The organism is Candidatus Paceibacterota bacterium (assembly GCA_028697015.1).
GTDB lineage: Bacteria > Patescibacteriota > Minisyncoccia > Minisyncoccales > GWA2-38-27 > JAQVFW01.
Genome location: JAQVFW010000008.1, coordinates 13,402 through 28,946 on the forward strand (window position 1 = coordinate 13,402; position 15,545 = coordinate 28,946).

General features: G+C 35.0%; 13 protein-coding genes. 1 reads left to right on the top strand and 12 read right to left on the bottom strand.

What is annotated here, in order from left to right:
* Positions 1-16: 16 nt before the first annotated feature.
* The 5 genes from PHH50_02820 to PHH50_02840 all read right to left on the bottom strand — a co-directional run bounded on the left by PHH50_02820 (position 17) and on the right by PHH50_02840 (position 7,750).
* Positions 17-1,198: a GIY-YIG nuclease family protein gene (locus tag PHH50_02820; protein ID MDD3729219.1), complete on the bottom strand. Its 1,182-nt coding sequence runs from the start codon at positions 1,196-1,198 to the stop codon at positions 17-19.
* A 121-nt stretch (positions 1,199-1,319) separates the two neighbouring features.
* Positions 1,320-3,836 (bottom strand): excinuclease ABC subunit UvrA, encoded by a 2,517-nt coding sequence (uvrA, locus tag PHH50_02825; protein MDD3729220.1) that lies wholly within the window; start codon positions 3,834-3,836, stop codon positions 1,320-1,322.
* 5 nt (positions 3,837-3,841) lie between these two features.
* Complete coding sequence (gene uvrB, locus PHH50_02830; protein ID MDD3729221.1) at positions 3,842-5,806, bottom strand: excinuclease ABC subunit UvrB; 1,965 nt, start codon at positions 5,804-5,806, stop codon at positions 3,842-3,844.
* 111 nt (positions 5,807-5,917) lie between these two features.
* A complete protein-coding gene (locus PHH50_02835) occupies positions 5,918-6,505 on the bottom strand; it encodes a GreA/GreB family elongation factor (protein ID MDD3729222.1) in 588 nt (195 codons plus the stop codon).
* A 114-nt stretch (positions 6,506-6,619) separates the two neighbouring features.
* Positions 6,620-7,750 carry a replication-associated recombination protein A gene (locus tag PHH50_02840; GenBank protein MDD3729223.1) on the bottom strand — a complete coding sequence of 377 codons (1,131 nt, stop codon included), beginning with the start codon at positions 7,748-7,750 and terminating at the stop codon, positions 6,620-6,622.
* Between the two features lie 108 nt (positions 7,751-7,858).
* Here PHH50_02840 and PHH50_02845 point away from each other — a divergent pair, with 108 nt between their 5' ends.
* Complete coding sequence (locus tag PHH50_02845) at positions 7,859-8,134, top strand: hypothetical protein (protein MDD3729224.1); 276 nt, start codon at positions 7,859-7,861, stop codon at positions 8,132-8,134.
* Between the two features lie 23 nt (positions 8,135-8,157).
* Here the strand turns inward: PHH50_02845 and PHH50_02850 are convergent, their stop codons facing one another.
* The 7 genes from PHH50_02850 to PHH50_02880 all read right to left on the bottom strand — a co-directional run bounded on the left by PHH50_02850 (position 8,158) and on the right by PHH50_02880 (position 15,542).
* Positions 8,158-8,976 carry a TatD family hydrolase gene (locus PHH50_02850; protein ID MDD3729225.1) on the bottom strand — a complete coding sequence of 273 codons (819 nt, stop codon included), beginning with the start codon at positions 8,974-8,976 and terminating at the stop codon, positions 8,158-8,160.
* A 77-nt stretch (positions 8,977-9,053) separates the two neighbouring features.
* Positions 9,054-9,233, bottom strand: coding sequence for a carbon storage regulator CsrA (csrA, locus tag PHH50_02855; protein ID MDD3729226.1), 180 nt, complete (start codon positions 9,231-9,233; stop codon positions 9,054-9,056).
* Between the two features lie 318 nt (positions 9,234-9,551).
* A complete protein-coding gene (locus PHH50_02860; protein MDD3729227.1) occupies positions 9,552-10,511 on the bottom strand; it encodes a BadF/BadG/BcrA/BcrD ATPase family protein in 960 nt (319 codons plus the stop codon).
* Positions 10,512-11,945, bottom strand: a complete 1,434-nt coding sequence (gene metG / locus PHH50_02865) for a methionine--tRNA ligase (protein MDD3729228.1) — start codon at positions 11,943-11,945, stop codon at positions 10,512-10,514.
* Entirely contained in the window at positions 11,942-12,970 is a 1,029-nt protein-coding gene (locus PHH50_02870; GenBank protein ID MDD3729229.1) for an AI-2E family transporter, read from the bottom strand. Before PHH50_02870 ends, metG begins: the two co-directional genes overlap by 4 nt.
* Positions 12,949-14,226 carry a pitrilysin family protein gene (locus PHH50_02875; GenBank protein ID MDD3729230.1) on the bottom strand — a complete coding sequence of 426 codons (1,278 nt, stop codon included), beginning with the start codon at positions 14,224-14,226 and terminating at the stop codon, positions 12,949-12,951. The genes PHH50_02870 and PHH50_02875 overlap by 22 nt, the downstream gene beginning before the upstream one ends.
* Positions 14,223-15,542: a glycine--tRNA ligase gene (locus PHH50_02880; GenBank protein MDD3729231.1), complete on the bottom strand. Its 1,320-nt coding sequence runs from the start codon at positions 15,540-15,542 to the stop codon at positions 14,223-14,225. The genes PHH50_02875 and PHH50_02880 overlap by 4 nt, the downstream gene beginning before the upstream one ends.
* Between the last annotated feature and the right edge of the window lie 3 nt (positions 15,543-15,545).

Genomic DNA, 15,545 nt, shown 5'->3' on the forward strand with positions numbered 1-15,545 from the left:
AAAGGTTAAATACATCTTACTTGTTTTTCAGGTCTTCTCTCAGTTTTCTGTGATAATTAATTGCAAAGCGATGAGCTTCATCTCTTAAGTAAATAAGCTTTTTTTTGTCCGCATTTTCGGGAACTTTTCCAAAAAACTCGTTTTTTTTCCTTTCTTTTCCTTTGGCAATAGATATAACGGGTATTGTTATCCCTAAATCATTTAAGGTCTTTTCCACAATGTTTTTTTGGCCTTTTCCTCCGTCTATTAAAATCAAATCTGGAAAAGTCCAATTATTCTTAAATCTTCTTTCTATCACTTCCTTTAACATTGCAGTATCGTTTGCTTTTTTTATGGTTCTTATTTTAAACCTTTTATATTCTTTCTTTTCCGGCTCTTGATTTATAAAAACAGCCATTGAACCTACGGCAAAAACGCCCGAGATATTTGAAATATCATATCCTTCCCATCTTTCTTTTTTTTCTTTTTTAAGATAAGAATCAAAATCAACAAGAGCAATATCTCTTATGCGGTAAAGAAAATTTAATTTTCTCCTTATTCTTTCCGCTTTTTCAAATTCCATTTTTTTAGCTCTTTCTTTCATCTCTCTTTCCAAATCATTTATTATTTTCTTTTTTTTCCCTTTAAGAAAGTCCTTGATGCTTTTTATATTTTTCAAATAGTCCTTTCTGCTTATTTTATTAATGCAAACTCCCGGACAAAGGCCTATTTGATAATCAAGACAAGGCCTGCTAAATTTTTTATTCGGCCCATGGGTGCTATAAGGAAATATTTTCCTTATAACTCGCACTGCTTCTATCAGCATTTTTGAAGAAGTAAAGGGGCCGAAAAATTCTTTATTTTTAAATTTTCCTATTTCCTTTCCTCTTAAGAAAAAAGGACGAGGAAAATAATCATCGCTAAAAACAACGTAAAGAAAACTTCTGTCATCTTTTTCTTTGACATTGTAAAACGGCCTATGTTTTTTAATAAGGTTAGCTTCTAGTATAAGCGCTTCAAGAACAGTATCTGTTTTAATAAAATCAACGCTGCAAGCTTCGCTTACCATTTTTTTAACCTTTGCTTCCGGATTGCTAAAATAGCTTTTGACTCTTCTATTTAAATTCCCGGCTTTGCCAATGTATATTTTTTTTCCTTTTCTGTTTTTGAAAATATAAACGCCGGGCGTCTGAGGAATATTTTTTTTAATTTCTTCCATTTTTTTAATAAATCACGGAAAAACCTTGACAGGGTTTTATGATATGCTATACTTTAGATAGTCCTTTCAGACAGCCACACAACACCACACCAAGGGTTCTCATTATGAGGACCCGCTTTTTTTATTGTTTTTCTTTTGGCAGTTTTTCTCTCAAATATTCCCCCGTTGCGCTTATCTTCTTTCTTGCCACTTCCTGAGGAGTTCCAAAAGCAATCACTTCTCCTCCCTTCTCTCCCGCTCCGGGGCCAAGATCTATTATATGATCTGAGGATTTTATAACATCAAGGTTATGTTCTATAACAATAACCGAATTACCTCTGTCAACCAGTTTTTGAAGGACAACAATAAGCTTTGAAACATCATCATAATGAAGGCCAACCGTCGGCTCGTCTAAAAGATAAAGCGTTTTTCTGCTGTCTCTTCTTGAGAGTTCAGAACAAAGCTTTACTCTTTGGGCTTCCCCCCCTGACAAAGTTGTAGCCGACTGCCCAAGCTGTAAATAACCAAGACCCACTTCATTTAATGTTTTCATTTTCTGCTCAATCCAAGGGATATCGTCAAAAAAATCCAGCGCTTCTTCAACTGTCATTTTTAAAACTTCATATATATTCTTTCCTTGATATTTTACCTCCAAGGTTTCTCTGTCAAATCTTTTTCCCTGGCAAACATCGCAAGTGACGTAAACAGTAGGAAGAAAATGCATTTCTATAGAGATATATCCATATCCTTTGCAATTCTCGCATCTTCCTCCTGGGACATTAAAACTGAATCTTCCCGACTTATACCCTCTATATCTTGATTCCTGCGTATAAGCAAACAAATCTCTAATATGAGTAAATGCTCCGGTATACGTTGCCGGATTGGAACGGGGAGTCCTTCCTATTGGCGATTGGTCTATATTTATTACCTTATCTATATATTCCAGTCCCAATATCGCCTTATATTTTCCCTCTTTCATTTTTGTTCTATAAAATTTATTTGAAAGATGTTTATAAAGAATATCATAAACCAGTGTGCTTTTTCCGGAACCGGAAACGCCGGTTATTGCAACAAATCTTTGCAATGGAATATCCACATTTATTTTTTTAAGGTTGTTTTCAAAAGCCCCCCTTATTTTTAAAAAAGGAGATGTTCCTATCTTTCTTCTTCTTGTTGGAACAGGAATTTCTTTTTCTCCTTTTAAATATTGTAAAGTTAAGGAATTTTTATCGTTTCCTTTCAGCAGTTTTTTTGTTTCTCCAAAAGCAACTATTTCTCCTCCATGGACTCCCGCTCCGGGGCCAAAATCAACCATATAGTCGGAAGCAAAAATCGTTTCTTCATCATGTTCAACTACAATAATTGTATTTCCCAAATCTCTTAATTCTTCAAGCGTTTTTATAAGCCGGTTGTTGTCCTTTTGATGGAGGCCTATTGTCGGCTCGTCTAAAATATAAAGAGTCCCGACAAGCCCTGAGCCAATCTGGCTTGCAAGGCGTATTCTTTGAAGCTCTCCTCCGGATAAAGTATTGGATTTTCTGCTCAAAGTTAAATAATCAAGTCCTATCTTGGAAAGAAAGCCAAGCCGCCTTATTATTTCCCTTAGAGAATTTTCGGCAATTTCCTTTTCTTTTTCAGAAAAACTATCTTTTAAAGCAGTAAAAAAATCAAGAGAAAGAGCAACTGGCATTTCCGTAATTTCCCAAATATTCTTCTTGTTTATTAAAACGCTTAGTGCTTCCTTCCTTAATCGCTTTCCCTGGCATAGAGAGCACCTTTCATTTGACCAGGGATATTTTAGCCCAAGACCGTTGCAATCAGGACAGGCTCCATAAGGACTGTTGAAAGAAAAAAGTTTGGGTTCTATTGCCGGATAAGAAAAGTTATCTTTAAAACAGGAAAGCTTCTCTGAAAAAAGGTGCTCTTTTTTATCAATTAAGACATAAACTGTTCCTCCTCCTTTTAAAAGTCCTGTTTCCACCGCTTCGCTAAGACGAAGGCGGTTTTCTTTTTCATTAAAATCAGTATTGCCTGGAATTTTATCTATGACAATATCAATGTTATGCTTTTTATTTTTAAGCAATATTATCCTTTCTCTTAGCGACTTGAATTCTCCGTCAATTCTTGCTTCTTTGAACCCTAAATTAAGAAAATCGTATAGAAGCTGGTAATATTCTCCCTTTCTTCCCCTTACAACAGGAGCCATTATAATAATATTTTCTTCTGAAGAAAAACCGGCTATTTTATCCACAATCTGCGACAAGGTTAAAGTTTGAAGCTCTTTATTGCATAAAGGACAATGCGGTTTTCCGATTGAAGAAAATAAAACTCTTAAAAAATCATAAATCTCCGTTATTGTCGCAACGGTTGAACGGGGATTTGAAGAATGGCTTTTCTGGTCTATTGAAATTGCGGGAGAAAGACCCTCTATCTCATCAACATCGGGCTTATCAAGCTTTACTAAAAACTGCCTGGCATAGGCCGAAAGAGATTCCACATATCGCCTCTGTCCTTCGGCAAAGATAGTGTCAAAAGCAAGAGAAGATTTTCCGGAACCGGAAACGCCGGTAAAAACAGTAAGTTTATTGCGGGGAATTTCCAAATTGACATTTTTAAGATTGTGCTCTCTTGCTCCTTTAATAATAATCTTTTCTTTCATATCGTTTATTTTTTCTTCTTTAATATTTTAATTTCATCCCTTAAGATTGCCGCCAATTCGAAATTAAGAATTTTAGCGGCTTTGCGCATCTCTTCTTCTTTTTTCTCTATTGTTTCTTTCACCGCTTTTTTGCTTTTTCCAATAGGCTTCATTTCCAAATTCAAAACATCTTCAGTAAGCAAAATGTCAGTAATTTCTTTTTCAATGCTTTTTGGAATAATATTATGCTTTTTATTATAGGCAATTTGCATTTTTCTTCTTCTGTTTGTTTCGCTTATCGCTTTTTTTATGGACGATGTTATCGAATCTGCGTATATTATAACCTCTCCTTTTACGTTTCTGGCGGCCCGTCCTATTGTTTGAATAAGAGATGTTTCCGATCTTAAAAATCCTTCTTTATCGGCATCAAGAATAGCAACAAGAGAAACTTCAGGCAAATCCAATCCTTCTCTCAAAAGGTTCACTCCGATTATTAAATCAAATATTCCCTTTCTAAGACCGGTTAAAATCTTGATCCTATCAAGGGGCTTAATATCGCTGTGTATGTAAGCAACTTTAATGTCTTTATTTAAATCTTCAAAATAAGAAGTGAGATCTTCGGCCATTTTCTTTGTAAGAGCGGTCACAAGGGAACGTTCTTTCTTTTTCGCTTTTTCCAATATTCTAAGAACAAGGTCGCTAATCTGGGTTTTCGCAGGAAAAACGGTAATCTTAGGGTCAATTAACCCCGTAGGCCTTATAATCTGCTCTACTATATTCTGGCTCTTCTTCTTTTCATAAGGGCCGGGAGTGGCGGAAGCATAAATAACATTATTTATTTTTTGTTCAAATTCTTTAAAGCTTAAAGGGCGGTTATCCATTGAAGAAGGAAGGCGAAAACCAAAATCAATCAAATTCTTCTTTCTTGAAGCATTTCCTCCGAACATTGCCCCTATTTGAGGAATAGTAACATGAGATTCGTCTATAATGGTAAGGTAATCATTTCCGAAATATTCAAGCAAAGAAGAAGGCGGCTCTCCTTCTTTTCTCAAAGAAAGATGCCTTGAATAGTTTTCAATGCCATTGCAATATCCAAGCTCTTTTATCATTGCAATATCGTTTTTAGTCCTTTGTTCCAAACGTTCCGCTTCAAGAAGTTTTCCTTCTTTCTCAAAATATTGAAGCCGTTCTTTAAGCTCTTCTTTGATATTTTTTAAGGCAAGCTCTCTCATTTCTCCCAAAGAAAGAAAATGGCGAAGAGGGGAAATAAAAATTTCATTTGCAATATTTTTTTCTTCCGGATTTAATCCCAAAACAGGATCAATCACCAAAATATCGGAAACCTCTCCTTCTTTTATTTCAAAATCATATATTACCTCTTCATTGGGAGGCATTATTTGAATTGAATCGCCCCTGACTCTGAAAGTCCCTCTTTTCAAAACAGCGCTTCTTTGAAGCTGCATTTTTAAAAGCTGGAGAACAAGGGATTTTTTATCCATTTTGTCTCCTTTTTTAATTTTAAAAATATTCTCTTTGTAGACCGAAGGAAGCCCAAGATCATAAATACAGGAAACGGAAGAAACCACAATCACGTCTTTTCTTGTCAAAAGAGCCGTTGTTGCCGCATGTCTCAAACGGTCAATCTCTTCATTTATCATCGCCTCTTTTCCGATGTATGTATCGCTATTTGGCATATAGGCCTCCGGCTGATAGTAATCGTAATATGAAACAAAATAATGGACTGAGTTTTCCGGGAAAAAAGCCCTAAACTCATTGCAAAGCTGGGCGGCAAGGGTTTTATTATGGGAAATAACAAGAACCGGCTTTTGAATTTTTTCTATTACATTAGCCGCTACGAATGTTTTTCCCGAACCGGTTATGCCAAGAAGAGTTTGCCTTTTTTTGCCTTTTTTTATTCCTTCAACAAGTTTTTTTATTGCTTTTTCTTGATCTCCGGCAGGTTTAAATTTTGAAACAAGCTTAAATTTCATTGTATTTTAAAACAGAACACTCCCCTAATCTTGCATCTTAGGGGGTGCCTATCTTAGATTTTACCTTCCTTATTTTATAAAGTCAATTTTTGAAAAACTAAAGCTTTCAAATTAAGAAAGATTATATTTTATTTTCTTAATCTTGTAAGCTGTTTTAATTGGAGAAGAAATAACAAACTCTTCGCCAGCTTGCCGTCCTAAAAGCGCTTTTCCTACCGGAGATTCGTTGGAAATTTTTCCCAAAGAAGGATTGGCTTCAAAGCTACCGACAATCTCGAATTCATCTTCAAGTCCGTCAATTTCAAGAAGAACTTTGGCTCCGGGCATTATTTTTTCCTTGTCTTCTTTTTTGGGAGGAAGTATGATTTGGGCATTTTTTAGAATAAGTTCAAGTTCAGCAATTCTCCCATCCAAAAGCTCCATATCTTCAAGATAAGACAAATACTCGGGATTTAAGTCCTCTGAATGCAAAAGCTCCGGCGCTTCACCTTTTATTTTGCGCCTTTTAATATCCAAAAGGCCTTCGTGCTCTTTTTTCGCCTTTTCAAGTCCCTTTTTTGTTAAATAAAACTTTTTTTCCAAGTACATTGCCTTATTTATTAAAACAACCTCTTTTTGGAGGAGGTTGCTGCTTTTTATTTTTTTATTCTTTCTTCCTCCTCCTTCCCTAACCCTCTTTAAAGATAATACTAAAAACAACTCTGAAATTTGTAAGATAAAAGAGAGAAGAAAGATTTGAAGAATAAGCGTTTTTCATATTGCTTTTTATTTCAACACCAGTTTATCTTTTTACAAGGCCGTTGTCAAGGAAAATTAATCCTTGTAATATTTTTTATCTTTTAGTTTTTCGGGCAAAAAACTCTCTTTGGAATACTTCTCATAATCTTTTCCATATCCCAAATCTTTCATAAGATTTGTGGAAGGATTGCGTAGTTTCAATGGAACAGGTAAATTACCGTATTTTTCAGCGTCAAAGGCCGCTTTCAGATAAGCATCGTAAGAGCTTCTGTCTTTTTTGCACTTGCAAAGATAAACCGTTCCGCTTGCCAAATTTATCGCGCATTCTGGCAAGCCGATAATTTCAACCGCCCTAAAAACATCGTTTGCGACAACAAGAGCTGTCGGGTTGGCAACTCCGATGTCCTCGGAAGCGAAAATAACCATTCTTCTTGCTATAAACTTAGGGTCTTCTCCTCCCTTGATCATTCTTGCCATATAATATAATGCGCCATTTACCTGTCCGGCCCTCATGCATTTTATAAAAGCGGAAATAATATTGTAATGCTCTTCTCCTTTTTTATCATATTTTAAAAACCTGGACTGTATTGTCTCTTTTAAGGTCTTTAAAGATATTTTTCCGTATAGATTAACAGTATTTTCGATATATGTAATAGCTTGCCTCGCATCTCCGTCTGAAACTTCTATCAGCCATTCCTTTGATTTTTTATCCAAATTGAATTTTGTCCGGGAAATAATTCTGTCCATTTCTTCTTCTGATAACTTATCTAGGACAAAAACCCTGCATCGAGAAAGCAATGCGGAAATTACTTCAAAGCTCGGATTTTCGGTAGTTGCTCCTATTAAGGTAATCTCTCCCGATTCAACATAGGGAAGCAAAAAGTCCTGCTGGGATTTGCTAAAACGATGTATTTCGTCTAGAAATAAAATCTTGGGAATGCCAGATTGATTATCTTCCAATATCTTTTGAATATCCTTTTTTCCTGAAGAAACAGCAGACAGTTCGTAAATATTTGCTTTTAAAGAATAAGCATAAATTCTAGCAAGAGTAGTTTTTCCACAACCCGGAGGGCCCCAGAGAATAAAAGAAAAAAGATGGCCCTGCTTTATAGCAAGCCGCAAGGGCTTGTTTTCCCCCATTAAATGATCTTGCCCGATAAATTCTTCAATATTTTTTGGCCTGATTTTAAAAGCTAGCGGTTCCATATTTATCTTTATACTAGCTTATAGGACTCCTGTTTGGCAAGAATATCTTTACATTATTTCTTTTTTGATTAGAATACCAAAAGCTCTTTCTAATAAGGAGAAAAGGAAATGACAAAAGCGGCAAAAATTATTGTTATCGGAGAAGAGAAAGAAAGAAAATCGCTTATTTCTCTCTTCCTTATATCAAGAACAAATTTGCCCTTTTTCAGAAGCAGAGAGCTTAAAATTAAAAAATGCGCCAATTCAAAAGAAGCGGAAACGGAAGTTAAAAAAGGGTTTTTCCCCGATATAATAATAATTTCCCAGAAAGAATGGGAAAAAGAAGAAAAAGACCTTGGCTCTTTAGAAGATAAAGGCATTCATTTCCTTATAGCTGACATATAAACGGGGGAGTTCCCCCGTTTTTTTCATATTCCAAAAAGAGAAGAAGCATTCTCAAATGTCTTCTCTTCAATTTCTTTAGAAGAAACCTTTTTTATTTTAGCTATTTTTTCTATCACATGCTTTATAAAAAGAGGTTCGTTCCTTTTGTTTCCTTCTTTTTCAGGAGTAAGATAAGGGCAGTCGGTTTCAATTAGAATTCTATCAAGAGGGCATTCTTCAATCGCCTTGTCTAAGTTCATTTTGAAAATAATACCATTAAATCCAATATAAAAGCCAATATTTAAATATTGTTTCATCTCTTGGACTGTTCCCGTAAAACAATGGATTACTCCCTTAAGATTATAATCTTTAATAATATAAACAACGTCCTTATGGGCCATTCTGCAGTGCAAGATAACCGGCAAAGAAAGCTCTTTAGCTAAATCAAGCTGCTCTCTAAAAACCTTTTTTTGCTTTTCTTTAAAAAGCTCTTTCTTTTTTGTCGTTTTGGGCTTGTAATAATAATCAAGTCCTATTTCTCCTATTGCAACGACTTTATCCGATTTTGACAGCTCTCTATATTTTTTTTTGTTGAATTCTTCGCCTTTTGTTTCAAATCCTCCTTCTTCCTTGTCTGTCTTTATTTTCATAATTCCAGAGGTGGAATGTATTGGATGAAGGCCTATAGTCGCATAAACTCCTTTTTTGCTCATATTTGCAATTTCAACCGCTTTTTTGCTTGTTTCATATTTTGAACCAACATTAATAATCCAAATATTATTATCAATCGTTCTTTTTAAGACCTCTTTAAGGTCTTTTTTGTAAGCGTTGAAATTAAGATGGCTATGAGTGTCTATAATCATTAAACTTATGCTAGCAAAAAAGGGGGCACGAATCAATCATTGACTCGCGCCCTTTAAATACTTGTCCAGAGAAGGAACTACTTGGTTTCCTGCCTGCTTTTTGTGATTGCGTCAAACACCTCCTTGCGGTGGACAGGAACCTCCTTTGGGGCCTCAATGCCGAGGCGAACTTTGTCGCCTCTAATTTCAACGACGATAATCGTAATATCGTCGTTAATGACAATACTCTCGTTCTTTTTTCGAGAAAGCACCAACATAAAAAATCCTCCTTCCTGGAAAAACAGCTCCCGAACCAAGTTGATTCTAAAAAGAGCTGTCTAAACAATAACAGGATTTACTGAAAATGTCAAATAAAAAAGGACAGGAAATTCCGGCCCTTTGTTTTTCTAAAAAACCTAATCTTTGAACCTTTTAAAAGATTCCCTTTTTTTAATAAATTTTGTTTCGGGGTTAAAGAGAAAATAATAAACCAAAAAAAAGAGCAAAAACGAAAGAACAATTTTACCAATTAAAACTATCATGGCTTCTCTCCTTTTAAAAGAATTCAGTTTTCAGGTAAAATACTAATTAAATATCTAATTGTCAAATGATTCTGAAAAAAGAATTTCAAGAGCAAGTATTACAGCTCCTAAAACCGGCTCTTTTTTGTTTCTTATAAACACAACTCTGTTTGCAATCTTTTTTATTTCTTCTTTAACAAAATTAAGAATGATTTTTGAATTAAACATGCTTCCGCTTAAAACCAAGGGAAATTCTTTTTTTTGAAAATCCAGCTTTTTTATCGCCACTATCGCAGAAAAAGAAAGTTTTTTTGCCGCTTCTTTTAGTATCTCTTTTGCTATTTTGTCTTTTTTTTCTCCCGCTTCTGCTACAAAAACAGAAAGGGAACAAATTTTTTCATGAAAACCTTTGGAATATATTTTTTCAATCAGCTCTTCTTTTTTCTTTATCTTTAATTTTTTGAAAATAAGATTTTTAAGCAAAGTTTCTTTTTCCCTGCCGTCTATTTGCTTAAAAATATACCTTAAGGCCTCCTGTCCGACCCAAAAAGCAGATCCTTCTTCGCTTAAATATCCCCATCCGTCAATTTTTACTTCTTTTTTCCCCGTCCATCCATGAATAACCGCCCCCGTTCCAGCATTCAAAAGAATTCCATTTTTTTCATTTGTCACCGCTCTAAACCCGACAAGCTGGTCGCTTTCAATTACAATTTTTCCGGTAAAAGAAGAAAAAAATGAATTCTTTAAAATTTCTTTTTTAATCTTGTCTTTTTTTTCTTTAAATTCCTCCTCTACGCAAGGAAGTCCTAAAAAAATAATAGAAATGTTTTTTATTCCTACTTTAACTGCCGATTCTTTTATAGCTTTCACTATATTTTCCACCGCCTCCTCAATTCCTATGTTTCTTGGATTTGAAGAACCTGACCTTCCTTTTCCTAAAATATTTCCATTTCCGTTAGATAAAACGGCTATTGTCTTTGTTCCTCCGCCATCAAGCCCTATTACAAATAATTCTTTTTTAAAACTATTTTTCATTTAAGATTCAATTCTTGGAAACAGAGGAAGATTTGATTCATTTGCAAAAGTTTCCTTCCTTTCTATCTGGTTTTTAATTCTTTCTGATGTCTCCGGCAGAAAAGGAGAAAGCATAAGAGATATTTCATCAAGAGTTGAAAGAAGCTCTCCAAGAACATTTTTTGACTCTTCTTTGTTTTCCCATGGCCTTTTTTCTTCAATATATTTGTCGGAAAACCTTACTATTTCCCAAACCTCCTTTAAGGCAATATCAAATCTGAAATCCTCTATTGCTTTTCTATAGAGTTCTTTTTTTTCCTTTACAATATTAAGAGGAGAAGCAACATCAAAGCCGTTTTTTTGAGCCATTGTCCTTACTCTTGATAGAAGATTGCCAATTCCAAAGGCAAGGTCATGGTTATACCTGTCTTCAAATTTTTCAAAAGTAAAATCGCCGTCTTCCATAGAAGGAATTTCCCTTAAAAGATAATACCTTACTGCATCCGTTTTGTATTTTTCAACAAGCTTAAAAGGGTCAATAACGTTCCCTAAAGATTTTGACATTTTTTGCCCGTTTACGGTTATAAATCCGTGTATCATTATAGCTTTTGGAAGCTTTAGAGAAAGAGAAATAAGTATTGCCGGCCATATAAGGCAATGAAACCTAAAAATATCTTTTCCAATGCAATGAACATCGGCAGGCCAGTATTTTTTAAATTCTGCCGACTGTTTTTCGTATCCCAAAGCGGAGATATAATTTGTAAGGGCGTCCAGCCAAACATAAAGAACTTGGCTTTCATCCCCGGGAACCGGAATTCCCCACTTTAATTTTTCTTTTGAGCGTGAAAAACTGACATCTTCAATTCCTTGCCTGATAAAAGAAAGAACTTCGTTTTTTCTTTTTTCCGGGAATATTTTTATTTCTCCTTTTTCAATTGCATCATAAACAACTGAAGAATATTTAGAAAGCTTAAAAAAGTAGTTTTCCTCAGCTACAATTTCCGGTTCTCTTTTATGAACCGGGCATTTGCCGCTTTCAAGGTCTTTTTCAAGCAGAAAGGTTTCACATCCAAAACAATAAAGACCCTGGTATTTTTTTTTATAAATATCGCCTTTTTCTTTCAGTTTTTCCCAAACTTTGAAAACGGAAGGCCAATGCTTTTCTTTATCGGTAGTTCTTATAAAAAAATCATTGGAAAGATTAAGAGCCGCTTTCAGCTCTTTATATTTTGAAGAAATTTTCTCAACAAATTCTTCCGGAGTTTCTCCTTTCTCTTTTGCCGTTTTCTCAATCTTTTGCCCATGTTCGTCTGTTCCGGTCAAAAAGAAAACGTCTCTTTTAGAAAGACGGTAATACCTTGCTAAAACATCCGCTTGAATAATTTCAAGGGCAAATCCGATATGGGGATTTGCATTAACATAAGGAATGCTGGTTGTGATATAGAACTTGTTCATAATCCAGCCGACTCTCTTTCTCTTTTCTTCTCAAGAAATTCTTTCAAAAATTCAAAAAGTATCGCTACAAGAGGAATGACAAGTATCGCTCCTAAAAGGCCCCAAAGTTTTCCTCCTATAACAAGGGATATAAGAACGATTACAGGAGGTATTCCTATAATCCTCTTCATAAGTATTGGAGTCAGTATTCCTCCTTCAATTTGCTGAATTAAAACAAAGGCCAAAATAACAAAAAGTCCTTTAAGCGGGTCTATTGGAAATATTATAAAAAAGAGAAATAGCCCCATTACGGCAGGTCCGATGTACGGAATAAAATTCAAAAAACCGGACAAAAGCCCCAAAGAAAGAGGATAGTCGATATTAAAAAGCAAAAATACTATATACGAGGCAACTCCGACAAAAAAAGAAACGATAACCCTTACGGCAAACCAGCCCGCAACTTTTTTCTCGCAGCGCTTCCAAATGGTTAAAATATAGTTTTCATAATTTTTCGGGAATAAAACAGTAAGGCCTTTTTCAACTATTCCTTTTTCAAGAGAAAGAAAAAAGGCAGTGGCAATAACAAAAAATCCGGAAAAGAACCCTCCAAAAACAACGATAAGAGCGCTAAAAATATTATTTGTCATCTGCTCAACCGAACTATAGGCAAGAGAGGCAATTTCCTGTATGTTCTCCGTTGTCTTGAATCCAAACATAGAAAGAAAAGGAGAGATTGCTTCAAAATACGAAGGAAGGGATTGCAAAAGATTTTTTACTTCGTTTACAAAAAGAGGAGCGATTGAATATATTGCAAGAGCAAGAAGACCGAAAAAAACAAGATAAACAAAGACAACCGACAAAACTCTTGGAATCATTTTTCTTGTCAAAAAATCAATTACAGGATTAAAAAGAACCGAAATAATAAGGGCAAAAATTACCCAAATAAGAATATCTCTTATAAGAAAAACAAGATAAAAAGAAACCACGACAAACAGTATTCTGAAAATCGTGCCCCAAGAAATGTCTAATAGTTTTCTTTCTTCCATATTTTTGAAAAACTGTCTTTTTCTTTAAAAGGGCCTATTAAGGCCAAGTTTAACTTTTCCGGTTTGAAAATGTCCTTTGCAACATTTAAAACATCTTCCTCCTTCACTTTGTCTATTTTATCATAAATCTCTCTTGGTGTTAATATCTCTTTTTTCAAAAGCTCTTGCAAACCGAAAAAAGAGGCCCTGCTGTCGGACAATTCCAGAGAAAGAGCCATTTTTCCCTTCAAGTGGTCTTTTACTTTTGAAAGCTCTTCTTTTGTAATTTTTTTTCTTGAAATATCTCTATATTCTTTTAAAATGACGCCGATTGCTTTTTTTGCTTTATCGTTTCTTACTCCCGCTCTTGTTACTAAAAAACCCGTATCGCTTTCAAAGGACGTTTCCGTTCTTATATAATAGGCGAGCCCAAGACGTTCTCTAACTTTCACAAAAAGGCGAGAGCTCATCATTCCTCCAAGAAGAACCGACAAAACTTCCATTTGATACTTTCTTTGGTCAAAAAAATTGTAACCCCTTGCTCCAAGGCAAAAATGGGTCTGATCGGTCTTTCTATAATGAACTAAAGTTTGAGGAGAATCCTGATTCTCTACAACTTGTATTTTTTCAGAAGGAGAAGTGTTCCTTATCTTGGAAAAGTATTTTTCAACTTTATTTTTAATATTGCTATTATTGAAATTTCCGGCAAGACAGACAACCGTATTTGAAGCAACATACTGTTTTTCCAAATATTTTTTAATATCTTCTCTTTTAATGCCTTGAACAGTTTCTTTTGTTCCCGCTATATCCCATCCGGCAGGCTGATCTCCATAAAGAAGCTTAGTCCATAAATTTTGGACATAATAGGTGGGATGATCGTGATACATATTAATCTCTTCTATTATCACCCCTCTTTCTCTTTCAACTTCTTTTAAGTCAAGCTTTGAATTCATATAAATATCCGATATTATATCCAAAGCCAAATCGAAATTCTTTTCGTCAACCTTGGCATAATATCCTGTATATTCCTCTCCCGTAAAAGCATTATACTGCCCTCCTACTCTGTCTAGCGGCTCTGCGATTGAAATAGCGTTTGGCCTTTTTTTTGTTCCCTTAAAAAGCAAATGCTCTAAAAAATGGGAAATTCCGCTTATGTTTTTTGTCTCATATTTTGAACCGGTTTTGACCAAAACAAGAACCGTGGCGCTAAGAACGTTTTTTTGAGGAACCAAAACAATCCTTAATCCGTTTTTTAATGTATGCTTTTCAAATTTCATTTTTCCAAATTATCTTTTAAAAAATAGAGAATCTTGTCAATTTTTATTCTTTCCTGCTTCATTGTCTCGCTGTTTCTTATTGTTGCGCAATTGTCATTAATTGTTTCAAAATCAATTGTAACTGCAAACGGTGTTCCTATTTCATCTTGTCTTCTATACCTTCTTCCTATAGAACCCGTTTCATCATAAGAAACGGCAAAATGGGATTTTAACATTGAATAAACCTCTTTTGCCTTCTCTCTTATTTCCGGCTTATTTTTTACCAAAGGAAGAACCGCAGCTTTTATAGGGGAAAGAGAAGGATGTAAAGAAAGAATGATTTCTTTTGTCTTTCCCTGATTGCTTCTTCCTTCTTCAACTTCATTATACCCGTTGCACAAAAAAGCTAAAAGGGAACGCTCCACTCCAACTGAAGTTTCTATAATATCAGGAACAAACTTTTCTTTTGTTTCTTCATCTAAAAAGCTTAAATCTTCTTTACTATGCTTTGAATGATTTGAAAGATCGAAATTTCCCCTATTATGAATTCCTTCTATCTCCTTCCATCCAAAAGGAAACTTATACTCAATATCAACTGCCCTTTTGGCGTAATGGGCAAGTTCTTCTTTTTCCTGTTCTCTTAATCTGATATTCTCTTTCCTTATTCCAAGATCATAATACCAATTTAAGCGCTTCTCTTTGAAATATTCGAAAAAACTGTCAGCGTCTTCTTTTTTACAAAACCACTGCATTTCCATTTGTTCGAATTCCCTTGTTCTGAAAATAAAGTCCTTGGGAGTTATTTCGTTTCTGAAGGCCTTTCCAATCTGGGCTATTCCAAAAGGAACTTTCAGACGCATTGATTGAAGAACATTCTGAAAATTAACATATATCCCTTGGCAGGTCTCCGCCCGAAGATAGGCAACCGATGCCTCAGTTTCAACGGGGCCTATAAAGGTCTTAAGCATAAGGTTGAATTTTCTTGGCTTTGTAAGTTCTCCTTTACACTCAGGACAATTATCTTTTTCAAGAAAATCCTTTCTAAAGCGACGATGGCATTTTTTGCATTCGACAAGTTCATCGGCAAAGCCGGAAGTAAGATGCCCCGAGGCCTCCCAAACCTTTGGATTCATTAAAATAGCAGAATCAATCCCAACAATGTTTTTTTCTTTCCTTGTCATTTCTTTCCACCAGATTTCTTTAATATTCTTTTTCATTTCTGCTCCTAAAGGGCCAAAATCGTAAGAAGAGCTAAATCCTCCATAAATTTGAGAAGAAGGAAAGACAAAACCCCGGCGCTTGCAGAAAGAAATAATTTTAGAGAATAAATTTTCCATACA